This window comes from Corallococcus sp. AB032C (assembly GCF_003668935.1).
GTDB lineage: Bacteria > Myxococcota > Myxococcia > Myxococcales > Myxococcaceae > Corallococcus > Corallococcus exiguus.
On sequence record NZ_RAWP01000048.1, the window covers coordinates 14,661 to 26,381 of the forward strand.

The window sequence follows — 11,721 nt, forward strand, 5'->3', positions numbered from 1 at the left end:
CCCCCGCGATGCGATGATTGCTTTTGGGGAGACCGGGCGGTCGCCTGGCTACGGCACGTCCACGGCCAGCTTCCGCAGCGCGGTCTTCGCGTCCGCGTGGTCCGGCTGCAGCTTCACCGCGGCCTCGTACTCCTTCTTCGCCTCGGGCTTGCGGTTGGTGGCCTCCAGCAGCTGCGCGAGCGCGAAGTGCGGCTCGCCCGCGCTCGCGTCCACCTGCGACGCGCCCCGGAACGCCTTCTCCGCCTCCGGCAACTTGCCCTGCCGGTACAGCGTGTGCCCCAGGTACAGCAGGCCCAGCGAGTTGCGCGGCTCCACCGCCAGCACGTCGCTCAGCACCTGCAGCGCCTTGGTTTCGTCGCCGCCGCGCAGGTACAGGAAGCCCAGCTCCGCGCGGGCCTCCAGCTGCGCGGGGTCCTTCGCCACCACCGCCTCCAGCTCCGGCACCGCCAGGTCCGGCCGGCCGCGCCGCGAGTGCAGGATGCCCAGCCGCGCCAGCGCCGCCGTCTCCGCCTCCTCGCCCTGGGCGGGCGTGAGCAGCTTCTCCGCCGCCGCGTAGTCGCCCATCGCGAGCAGCAGGTCCGCCAGGCCCAGCTTCGCCGCGCGGTGCTTCGGATCCTCCTGGAGCACGGCCTCGTAGAGGGGCCGCGCCTGGGCGCCCACGTGCTTCTTCGCGTACGCCTCCGCCAGCATCAGCCGGTTCTCCACCGTGGGCTGGAGCTTCACGCAGGCCGAGTACTGCGCGATGGCGCCCTCCAGGTCGCCCTTGGCCTTGAGCGCGTCGCCGTAGCCCGCGCGCACGCCGGGCTCGTCCGGGAAGGTCTCCACCGCCGTCTTCAGCGTGGCCACCGCGTCGGCCACCTTGCCCAGCTCCAGGTACGCGCGCGCCAGGCCCTGGTAGGACTCCGTCGTCTTCTTGCCGTCGTCGGCGCTCTTCTCGATGGCCTTCTGGAACGCGGCCACCGCCTGCGTCTTCTTGCCCTGCGCCAGGTACAGCTGGCCCAGCTGCGTGTACGGGCCGCTCGCGCGGCGGGGCTCCAGCAGCAGCGCCTTCTCGAAGGCCTTCGTCGCCCGGGCGTTCTCCCCCAGCTGGAAGCACGCGAGCCCCAGGTTGAAGTGCGCCTCCGCGTACTTCGGATCCAACGTGATGGCCTTCTGGAACGCCTCCGCCGCCTTGCGCGCGTTGCCCTGGCCGTCCAGCACCACGCCCAGGTTGTTCTGCGCGCGCGCGTGCTTCGGATCCGCCTTGAGCGCCGCCTGGTACTCCGAGAACGCGCCCGTGACGTCGTTCTCCCGCATCAGCACGACGCCCAGGTTGTAGTGCGCCTCCGCGTCGCTGTCCTTCTGGCGGATGGCCTCGCGCAGCGTCTCCTTCGCCTCCGCGGCCAGCCCCTTCTCCGCCAGCGCCTTGCCCAGGTTCACCCGAGCCACCTGGAGCGCGCCGTCCAGCTTCAGCGCCTCGCGGTACGCCTCGATGGCATCATCCGTGCGGTTCGCGCGCTGGAGCACCTCGCCCAGGTTGAAGCGCAGCTCCGCGTCCTTGGGCGCCAGCTCCGTCGCCACGGAGTACTGGGTAATCGCCTCGTCCGTGTCGTCCTGGATGCGCGCCAGCAGGCCGCGCTCCGAGCGCAGCGTGGCCTCCTCCGGGAAGGCCGCGAGCGCCGCGTCCAGCACCGCCTTGGCCTTGGGCACGTCACCGGACAGCCGCAGCGCGCGCGCCAGCGCGACCTTCGCGGGCACTCCGTCCGGCGTGAGCCCCACCAGCTTCGTCAGCGGAGCCACCGCGCGGCGCGCCTGGTTCTGCGACAGGAAGGCCGTGCCCAACTTGTAGAGCGCGTCCGGGTCGTCCGGGAGCTTGTCCGCGCGCGCGGCGGGCTTCTCCGGCGGAGGTGTCTCCGGGGCAGGAGCCTGGGCCGTCAACAATTGGAGGAGAAGGACTCCGGCTTTCGTCATCACAGGTTCTCCACGTACGGGCTGGCGCGCGCGTCGAAGGTCTTCTTGGCCAGGGCGGCCTTCTTCGCCTCCCACGCCTCCTTCGCCGTCTGCGCTTCCTTCGTGTCCCCCCCGAGGTTCGCGCGCTCTTCCTTCACGGCGGCCTCGCACTCGGACACCTGCTGCTCGAAGTCCTTCGGCTCCAGACGCTCACTGCCCTGCACCTTCGCCTTGCGCGCCGACGTCAGCCGCGCCAGCTCGAAGCGGGCGAACGCGCAGCGCAGGGACAGCTTCTCCGCCTCGCGCAGCCCCACGTTGAGGCGCTGGTGCGCGCGCAGGTACTCCACGCGGGCCTCGGACTCCGCGATGGCCAGCTGCGCCACCTCGCGGGACGACGCGTCCTGCGCGCGGTCCTCCTCGTCCTCGGCGGCCTCCTGGCGGGACTTCGCCCGGCGGATGTTGTCTCGCGCGCGGTTGATTTCGTTGTCCGCCTCGTCCACCCGGTCGATGGCCAGCGCCAGGTCGTTCTCCGCCTCCAGCAGCTCGATGCGCGTCTCGTACGGCAGCTTCTTCACCAGCGCGTCCGGCACGCGCATGCCGTAGCTCGGGCCGCAGGCGGCGGTCAGGAGGGACAGGCTGAGGAGCAGGTGGCGCTTCATGGAGCGATGGCCTCGAAACGGCTGAAGATGGTCCGGCCGGAGTAGACGTCGGTGCCGTTGGTGAACGTGACGCTGAACTCGCCCGACACCCGGTCCCCGGTGTTTTTCGGAAGGGACTTCACGAAGAGGTTGCCGCGCACGAGCGGCGGAAACGGACGCACCGGTTCGTCCAGCACGCTGCGGTCCACGCTGCCCCGCTGCGAGCCGTCGTCCAGCGCCTGCGCCAGGTCGATGTCCAGCGAGCCCGCGTACTCGTTGTCCGGCAGCATGTCCGCCACCCGCGCGCTCACCTTCAACACCACGTCCTGCCCGCTGCCCTGCGTGCTGACGAAGCTCACCGCCAGCGTCCCTTCCGCCAGGGCCGCCTCCGTGCGCTGGTAGCGCAGGTCGATGAGCTCCGTCACGCTGCCCTCCAGCTTGCCGCCCTCGTCACCACACGCGGTGGTGACGAGCGCGAACAGCACCGGGGCGATGCGGCGGAAGGGCGCGCTCACTTGCATGCCTTCCACCCCGCGTCCACGTCCGGACCGTTGAGCGTGCCCATGTCCTTGAGCACGGCCAGCTCGCGGCGCGCGCCGTCCGTGTCGCCAAAGCGGCAGCGCAGCGCGGCCAGGTTGAGGCGGGCCTTGTCGTAGGTCGGGTCCGCCTCCAGCGCCTTGGCGTACGCCTCCCGGGCGCCCATGGCATCCCCCAGGTTGAGCATGGCCCAGCCCAGCGCCGCGTGCGCGGACGCGCGCGTGTCCTGCAGCTCCGTCACGCGCCCGAAGGTCAGCTGCGCCATGCCGTACTGGTGCGCGTCCAGGTAGCCCATGCCCAGGGCCTCAAGAGCCTCCGCGGTGAGCACCTTCTCCGCCTTCTTGCGCAGGTCCTCCAGCGCCGCGGGCTGCGTGGGCGCGGCCGGCTGCGGCACCGGCAGCGCGGCCACGTCCGTGCGGTTGCGGCAACCCACCACCGCCGAGTTGAAGACCTCCAGCGACTCCGCGCGGGACAGACACGCCTTGAAGGCTTCGTCCGAGCGGGCCTTGAGCGGCCCCACCTGCTGCTTCACCGCGTCCTGGAACTGCTTCGTCTCCGCGGCGGACAGCCCGCCGGGCACCGGCGTCTGGTCCACCACGTCCGCGATGTGGCCGTACGCCAGGGCAATCTTCCACAGCGACGCCACCGCCCACTCCGGATACCCGAGCGACGCGGCCTGCGTGTACACGCCCTCCATGGCCTGGAGCGCGGCGACCTTCTCCTCCACCTTGTCCGCCGGCAGGTCCTTGTAGCCGCGGTAGAGGATCTCACCCAGGTACCAGAGCCCCTTGGCCGCTTCCTCCGTCTGGCCGTTGGGGCCCTGCACCGCGGCGGTGAGGGTGGAGATGAGCGCGTCCGGCGGAGCGGTGGGCGCGGTGGTGGCCTGCACCTCCGCGAGCACCGCCGCGGCGGCCACGTTGTTCTTGTCCAGCTTGAGCGCCGTCTCCGCCGCCGTCTTCGCGCGCGAGTAGTCCTTCTGCTTCAGGCGCGTCTCGGCGAGCAGCGACAGCACCTCGCCCTTGCGCGCGCCCGCGGCCTCGGACGCCGTCTCCAGGTTGCGGGACGCTTCCTTGTACTCACCCAGCGCGATGCGCAGGCGGGCGCCGGCCATCCAGCCGTCCACCGAGGCCAGGTCGCCCGTCAGCTTCTGGCCCACCTGTTCAAACCAGCCGGCCGCCTCGTTGAAGGCCGCCGCCTCCGCCGCGTGCCGGCCCAGCGTCAGCAGCACGTCCGACAGGTACTGGCTCTTGGGGTAGGACTGCACCAGCTTCGCGCCCAGCTCGCGCTCGCGCGGCAGGTCGCGCTTCTCGCGCGCGGCGGTGAACGCGCCGTAGAGCGCCTTCTCGCCGATGTCGCTGTTCTTGTTCTCGTCCGCGACCTTCATCAGGCCTTCGATGACGTCGCCTGTCTCCTGCGCGCTCTGCAGGGCCAGCTCGTCCAGGGCCTCGGCCTTGCTCTGCGTGAGGATCTTCTGCACTTCACCGCGGAAGTTGGACGGCAGCGAGGACGCGAGGAACTTGCGGCCCGTCTCGTCCAGCTTCTTGAAGTCGTTCACCTGCCGCAGGCTGTCCAGGGCCAGGTTGCCCGCCACCGGCGCGTCCTTGTACTGCGGGTGCGCCAGCGCGAACGCGGTGAACAGCTCCGCCGCCTTCGGGTACTCGCCGTCCTCGTAGTAGGCGCGCGCGATGTTGAACTTCACGTCCAGCACGTGCGGGCTCTGCGGGTAGCGCGACACGTAGTTCGCACCCAGGAGCTTCAGGGCCTGCCGCGCGTCGGCGACCTCGAAGGCGTTGCGCTTCTGCGCCTCCTCCGGCTTGAGCGTGGAGAAGTGGGCCAGGAGCGCGCCGTACATGGCGGTGTCCACGGCCTTGCCGTCCTTGGCCTTGTCCTCGTAGCGGGCCAGCTCCTCGAACTGGCGCGCGGCCTCCGGGAACTCCTTGGCGGCGAAGAGCGCGTCCGCGCGGTTCTTCATGATGGGCCGCACGTACTGGTCCGGCCGGAACAGCCCCAGGTACTCGCGGTAGGCGGCCGCGGCCTTCAGGTACAGGTCCCGCGAGTCCGCCTTCTGCGCGGCCAGGTGCACCTGCGTGGACAGGTCGCGCGCCATCTCCTCCGTCTCCGCGAGCTGCTTCTTGCGGTCGGACTCCGACATCTCCGGGTCCGTCTTGCTCTGCACCGCGGCGCGCACGAGGAAGCGGATGTCCTCCGGCTCCGGCATCACCTTGCCCTTGGCGGCCTTGAGCGAGTCGTACAGCTTCTGGCTCCGCTCCAGGTCCATCTCCGGGTCGGGCTGCACTTCCATCAGCTTGCGCAGCGTGGGGATGGCCCACTCGTACTGCTGCTTGATGAAGTAGCGGTTGCCCAGCTTGTCCAGCGCGAGCGCGTACGTGGCGCGGCCTTCGCTGAGCTTCTCGAAGTAGTTGAGCGCGCCCTTGGGGGGCTTGGCCTCCGTGTAGCTGTAGACCAGGTCCAGCAGGGCCTCGCGCTTGACGTTGAGCGCCTTCTTCACGTCCACGCCGGGCAGGGGCGCGCTGGCGGCGGCCGCCTCGAAGAACGTCACCGCCTCCGCGTGCTTGGCCTGGTTCACGCGGATCCAGCCCATCTTGTAGCGGGCCAGGTCGTGCACCGGCGACGGCGGCAGCTCCAGGATGGCCTGGTAGTGCTTCTCCGCCTCGACGAGCTCCGCCTTGTCGAAGAAGTGGTCACCGAGAATCTGCTCGGCTTCCAGGCGCAGCGGGCTGTTGGGGAACTTGCGCGTCAGGTCCCCCAGCGTCTTGAGCATCTCGTCGAACTGGCCCAGTTCGCGCTGCTCGTGCGCCAGGTAGAACGTCACCTGGTCCCCGTCCTTGAAGTCCGGGTACTCGCGCAGCAGGCGGTAGTACATCTGCACCGCCTTCTGCTTCATCAGGCGCGTCTCCGGGGAGACGATGGCGCCCGTGGCGCCCTCCGGTCGGGTCTCCGCCTGGAGGTAGTAAACGTAGCGGCTCTTCTCGACGTAGAGCTCCGCCAGCCGGAACTGCAGGTCCGGCAGGTAGGGGGCGTTGCGGCTCTTGGAGATGAGCTTCTCGGTCTCGCCGATGGCGCGGTCCACCTTGAAGATGTCGCGCTTCAGCTTGGCGACGAGCTCCTCGCGCTCCTTCGCCTTGGACACGATGGGGTTGGTGTTGGGCCCGACACGGCCAGGGCCGGGGGCCGCGGCCGCGAGCAGCGCGGCGGTGATGAGTCCGGTGAACGGGCCGGTCATGGGGTTTCCTCGATGCAACGGCTCTCGATGCGGACCCGGTAGGACTTGAGCTCGTCGTTCCAGTATTCGTTGTCGAACTTGAAGGCGACCTGCGCGGGCGACAGCAGCTCTTCCTCTTGCGCCGCCACCACCTGCGCGCCCTTCTTCACGCGCTCGTACAGCTTGAGGCCGACCTCGTACTCCATGAGGCGCACCTGCTCCGCGGCGCGCAAGAGCGTGTCCGCCTCCTGTCGCACGGCGTCCTGCAGCCGCGCGTCGTACACGCGCACGGCCTCCGCGTGGGACAGGTCGTAGACGCGCGTCAGGTGTCCGAAGAGCCGGTCGCCAAAGCTGCCGGCGTAGCGGCCCAGGCGCTCGCCCTCCAGGTCCAGCAGCGACACGAACTTCGCGGCGCGCTGGGTGCCGCCGTGCGCGTTGGCGGCGCGGCGCAGGCGGGCGTCCTGGCTCAGATCCTCGCGGTTGCGAACGGACTCCAGCGAGTCCGCGTACCGGCGCGTCAGCTCCTTCGCCGCGCGCTTGGCGGGCAGGTAGTGGCACAGGTCGCGGAAGATGAGCGCGCGCAGCAGGTACTTGTCCGGCATGAACTCATCGCGGAAGGACGGCGCGTCCAGCGTGGTGAGGATGCCCAGCGACGCGCGCAGCTCGCCCAGCTTGTAGCGGGTCCACGCCTCCTCCAGGTAGAGGCTGGCGCGGCCGGGGTCCAGCTCCGGCAGCTTCACCTTGCCGTACGCTTCCAGCGCCCCGGGGAAGTCCTTCTTCTCGTAGCGCAGGCGGGCCACCGCGAGCGCCGCCTCGTTGCGCGCCTCGCGGGTGAGCTTCTCGTCCTGGGACAGGCCGAGGAAGTCCTTCACCATCTCCTCCGGCGGATCCTTCACCTGCTTGAGCCGGGTGACGAGCAGCGCGAACTTCGCGCGGCTGGCCTCCGCGCTCGTCTCCGGCAGCTTGGAGAAGTGCGTGTTCGCCCAGCGCTCGTTGCCCACGCGCAGGTCCACCAGTCCCTGCTGATAGTGCGCGTAGGCGCCCGTCTCGTCCGGGAGGAAGCCCAGGTCGAGCGCGCCGAAGACCTGCTCGTCGATCATCACCTCGTCGTGCGGCCGGTCCGTCAGCCCCTTCAGCGCGTCCAGCGCGCGCGGCAGCACGTTGGGGTTGGAGCGCTCACGCGCGATGCGCGCCAGGTACGTCGCGCCCGCGTGCGTGAGGCCCAGGTCGATGAGGCTCCGGGCGAGGAAGTACTGGCCCCACGCGTAGTTGTCATCCGTGCGCGGCGTGGCCTGGAGCCACGCGTACAGCGGGCCCGCGGCGTCGCGAGGCTTGCCGTCGAAGTAGGCCTTGAGCGCGTTGTCGAAGGTCTCCGGCGGCACCTTCTGCGGCGGGGGCGGAGGTGCTTCCGCGACGGCGGCCTTGGCGGGAGCGGGCGTGCCAGCGGCGGTGCCCGCGTCCGTGGGACCGGTTGTGCCCGCGTCCGTGGGGGCGCCAGCGGCCTTCGCGGTGGCGGCCGGTGGGGGTGGCATGGGCAGCGTGCCCGCGTCCGGTGCCGCGCGGGCGACCGTCGGGGACACGAGGAGCGCGGCGCTGGCGAGCGCGGCGACGATGAGCGGGCGGGACGTCATTCCGTGGCGCCGAAGTTGAAGGCCGTCCCAATCTGCACGGTGGGCACGTTGATGATGCGCGACGCGCCCGCGAAGACGGTGTTGTTGGTGACGTCCAGGCGGAAGGACACGTTCTGGCTGGAGAACATGCGCACGCCCAGGCCCAGGTTGACGGCGGGACGGAAGCCGTCGCTGCGGTCCACCTTCACCACCGTGCCACCCGCCAGGAGGAAGACCTCGAAGTGGATGACGTTGGAGTTGAGGAAGGACGTCTTGCCGTACAGCGGGCTCCACATGAGGTCGGAGCCCACCATCCACTGCACCTGGTCCTCGAAGGCGGTGGCGGTGGGGGCGGCGTCGAAGTCGCGCTCCAACTGGCGGCGCAGGCTGGTCTGCACGTTGTAGCTGTACGTGCCGCGGCCCACCTGCCACGCGACGCTGTCGCTGAAGTGGTACGTGTAACCGACGGTGCCGATGAGCCCCTTGTAGAAGGCATCCGCGGGCAGCACGCCCACGCCGAGCGAGAGCTCGTGGTGCATGCGGTAGAGCCGGTCCTGCACCGCGGAGACGGTGCCGGGGTTCTCGAGTTCCTCGGCCTGGGCGCGCGCGAGGCCGGGCACCAGGCACAGGAGGGAGAGCAGGAGGAATCGCACGGGGACTTTTTCCTGTCAGGTGGCGGGGGACGACGTGGGGTGGGGGGATGGCCCCCGCGTCAGTAGCCGACCGAGTTGAAGAGGAACGGGTACGTGATGATGACTTGGCCGCCCTTGGGAGCTGGGAACTGCCAGCCCTTCAGGCTGCTGAGGATGCACGCCTCGACGGAGGCGTTGCGGAGGGTGGAGGACTTCGTCTTGGCGGAGGCGACGCGGCCGTTGAGCCCGATGGCCCACTCCAGCACCACCTTGCCAGCGAGGCCGGGGTCCTTGAGCAGCGCGCGCTCGTAGCAGCCGTGCACCTCATTGAGGTGGCTGTTGATGACCTTGGCCACGGCTTCGCGGTCCACGGTGCCCTGCGTGGAGGAGATGCTGCGCGCGGTGGCGCGCGTGACGGTGCCGCCCACCGCGCCCTTGCCCACGCCGCCAGCGCCCAGGGCGCCAATGCCGCCGCCGCCCTTGCCGCGCAGCAGCTCCGCGCCCAGGGTGGCGCCGCCGCCCTTGCCGCCGCCGCCCAGGCCGAAGGTGCCCAGGCCCGCGTTGGCGATGGGCGCCTTGCCGATGAGGCCCGCGAGTTTGTAGTTGGTCTGCTTGGCGTTCTTGCTGCCCGGGCCGCTGCCCAGCTTGTCCACGGCGGCCAGCAGGTCGTTGGCGGCGGGGCCCGCGGCGGACAGCTTCGCGAGCGCCTTGAGCGCCTTGCTCTCCGGAGCGGCGGCCACGGCCTTGGGGACCTGCACTTCCTTGACGGGCTTGGGAGGAGCCTTCTCCGCGACGACGGGCTTCTCCTTCACGGGCTCCTTCTTCTTGAGGGCCTCGAGCTTCTTCTTGGCCTCTTCCTTCTTCTTGGGCTCGGGGGCGATGAGGCGCAGCGCGACGGGCGGCAGGTTCTTCTGGGTGAAGTCCGCGGTCGCGGGGCCTTGAGGCCGGGTGGCGATGAACCAGCCCAGGCCGCCGCCGAAGATGGCGAGGAAGAAGAGGGTCAGCCAGGGCAGGCCCTTGAGCGGGTTGACGAAGACGCGCTCGGGGGCGGGGGCCGCGTAGGCGACGAGCGACATCTTGCCCTGGGTGAGGCGGGCGGCGGCGCCGTCGCGCAGGGTGACGAAGCGGCGGCTGCCGTCGGACTCGAGCGCGGCGGTGGTGACGGGGGCGAAGCGGCCGTCGCTGTGCGCCTTCTCCACGTCGGTGCCGGGGGGCACGAAGAGGCGGTAGTTGCCGTTGACGGACTCGGCGAGGGTGAAGTCGGCACCCTCCGGGAGGGTGAAGCCCCACAGCGGCATGGGGGCCAGTTCCTCCTGGGCGGCCTTCACGGGCTTCTTCGCGTCCGGGGCGAAGCGGCGCGCGTCGCGGCGCACGGCGCCCCAGTACAGCTCCAGGTAGAGCTGGGCCGCGCCCTTGCCCGGGCCGATCTTCGGCGCGTGCGTGGGGCGGCTGGCCGGGGTCTTGTCGAGGACGAGGGGGCCGGAGGTGGGCGCGGCGACGTCCGCGTCCAGGTCCGCGAGCAGATCGTCCGCGACGAGGAGGCTGGGCATGACCTCCGACGGAGGACGGCGCCGCGCGGAGGGGACGGTGCCCGGGGGAACGGCGGGAGCGGGGGCCGGCTTCGAGGCCGCGGGCTGCGCGGCGTGGACACCATTCGGGTGCGCTGCCTGCGGTGCGTGGCCCGCATGAGCGTGCGCGGCCTGCGGTGCGTGGCCCGCGTGAGCGTGCGTGGCCTGGGGATGCCCCGCGTGCGCGTGCTGCTGAGCGAAGGCCGCCTGTTGAGCCTGTTGCGCCTGCTGCTGGGCCTGCGCACCCGGATGCTGCGCGTGCGCCGCATGTTGTGCCTGCTGCGCGTATGCGGCCTGCTGCTGCGCATGTGCCGCCTGCTGGGCCTGCGCGGCGCGCTGAGCCTGCTGTTGTGCCAGCGCGGCCTGCTGCTGAGCGTAGGCGGCCTGCTGAGCCTGCTGCTGCGCGTATGCGGCCTGCTGCTGCGCATGTGCCGCCTGCTGGGCCTGCGCGGCCTGCTGTTGTGCCAGCGCGGCCTGCTGAGCCTGCTGCTGGGCGTATGCGGCCTGCTGAGCCTGCTGCTGCGCGTAGGCGGCCTGCTGAGCCTGTTGCTGAGCGTAGGCGGCCTGCTGAGCCTGTTGCTGCGCGTAGGCGGCCTGCTGAGCCTGCTGTTGTGCCAGCGCGGCTTGCTGCTGCTGCGCGACGACGGTCTGCTGTGCGTGCACGGCCTGCGCGCCGTGCTGGGGCGCGAAGCCATTCGTGGGCCCGAACGCGTGCGTCGCCCCGTTCCCTCCGTTCGGGATCGCGGAGTGCGGAGCCCCCGCACCTCCGAGGAGCGCGGCGACCTCGGGAGGCGGCTGCGGCTTGGTCTCGACGGGCCGCTGGTTGAGGATCCGCGTCTTCAGGACGAACGGACCGCACAGCACCTCGTCCACGGAGCGGATCTCACAGGCGGTGACCTGGTGCCCGTTGACGAAGACTCCGCTGGTTCCACCGCCCGCGTCCTGGATCGCGGTGCGGCCGTTCTGGAAGTACAGCAACGCATGGCGCGGCGACACGGACGCGTCGTCCAGCCGCAGATCCGACGACGCATCGGAGCCGAGCGCGTAGGTGCCGGGGACGAAGACCTCCGTCCCCACCAGGAGGCCGTCGCGGAGGATGACGACTTGCAGGACGCTGGGCTGGCCGCTCAACGGTGACGCTCCCTTCGAAGGGTGATGGGCGGTACGGCCCTACTGATCGTAGACGGTGGCGAGCGTCTCCGAGCGGAAGCTGTCGCGCTCGCGGAGCATCGACCGCGTCTTCAGTTCCTTGCGGTCATAGAGGTACACGGCGCCGGACTTGTTCGTCTGGCCCTGGATGAGGCGGTCGTCGAAGTCGATGCGCGACGGGCCGCGCTGCGGCGGCGCGGACGACGCGGCGGCCGAGGCATCCCCCGTCACAGGGTCCGTGACGGCCGTGCTCGACTTCGTCTCGATGCGCGGGGGCGCCTTGCTCGAGCCCTTCTTGGCCTTGGCCGGCTTCACGGCCTTCGCCTTGGGAGCGCGTGCACGCCCCTGGGCCCAGGCATCGTTCGAGGGGGAGAGGGGACCGAAGCCGAGCACGCTGGCGACGGCACAGAAGAGGAGGAAACGTCGCATCATCAA

At 70.7% G+C, this 11,721-nt stretch carries 8 protein-coding genes; all 8 read right to left on the bottom strand.

Going from position 1 to position 11,721, the window contains the following annotated elements:
• Window positions 1-48: 48 nt before the first annotated feature.
• From D7X99_RS21545 to D7X99_RS21580, 8 genes are read right to left on the bottom strand one after another with little or no spacing between them, the layout of a single operon-like run.
• On the bottom strand, window positions 49-1,950 hold the full coding sequence (locus tag D7X99_RS21545; protein WP_121779415.1) for a tetratricopeptide repeat protein: 1,902 nt from the start codon (window positions 1,948-1,950) through the stop codon (window positions 49-51).
• Window positions 1,950-2,588: a hypothetical protein gene (locus D7X99_RS21550; RefSeq protein ID WP_121779416.1), complete on the bottom strand. Its 639-nt coding sequence runs from the start codon at window positions 2,586-2,588 to the stop codon at window positions 1,950-1,952. Before D7X99_RS21550 ends, D7X99_RS21545 begins: the two co-directional genes overlap by 1 nt.
• On the bottom strand, window positions 2,585-3,088 hold the full coding sequence (locus D7X99_RS21555) for a hypothetical protein (protein ID WP_211483890.1): 504 nt from the start codon (window positions 3,086-3,088) through the stop codon (window positions 2,585-2,587). Before D7X99_RS21555 ends, D7X99_RS21550 begins: the two co-directional genes overlap by 4 nt.
• The gene (locus D7X99_RS21560) at window positions 3,079-6,348 is read right to left on the bottom strand and encodes a tetratricopeptide repeat protein (RefSeq protein WP_121779418.1); all 3,270 of its coding nucleotides are present in this window, start codon (window positions 6,346-6,348) and stop codon (window positions 3,079-3,081) included. Before D7X99_RS21560 ends, D7X99_RS21555 begins: the two co-directional genes overlap by 10 nt.
• Complete coding sequence (locus tag D7X99_RS21565) at window positions 6,345-7,958, bottom strand: hypothetical protein (RefSeq protein WP_121779419.1); 1,614 nt, start codon at window positions 7,956-7,958, stop codon at window positions 6,345-6,347. The genes D7X99_RS21560 and D7X99_RS21565 overlap by 4 nt, the downstream gene beginning before the upstream one ends.
• Complete coding sequence (locus D7X99_RS21570) at window positions 7,955-8,590, bottom strand: outer membrane beta-barrel domain-containing protein (protein WP_120576595.1); 636 nt, start codon at window positions 8,588-8,590, stop codon at window positions 7,955-7,957. The genes D7X99_RS21565 and D7X99_RS21570 overlap by 4 nt, the downstream gene beginning before the upstream one ends.
• Before the next feature lie 59 nt (window positions 8,591-8,649).
• Window positions 8,650-11,268 carry an AgmX/PglI C-terminal domain-containing protein gene (locus D7X99_RS21575; RefSeq protein ID WP_121779420.1) on the bottom strand — a complete coding sequence of 873 codons (2,619 nt, stop codon included), beginning with the start codon at window positions 11,266-11,268 and terminating at the stop codon, window positions 8,650-8,652.
• Between the two features lie 39 nt (window positions 11,269-11,307).
• Window positions 11,308-11,718 carry a hypothetical protein gene (locus D7X99_RS21580; protein WP_233613590.1) on the bottom strand — a complete coding sequence of 137 codons (411 nt, stop codon included), beginning with the start codon at window positions 11,716-11,718 and terminating at the stop codon, window positions 11,308-11,310.
• Between the last annotated feature and the right edge of the window lie 3 nt (window positions 11,719-11,721).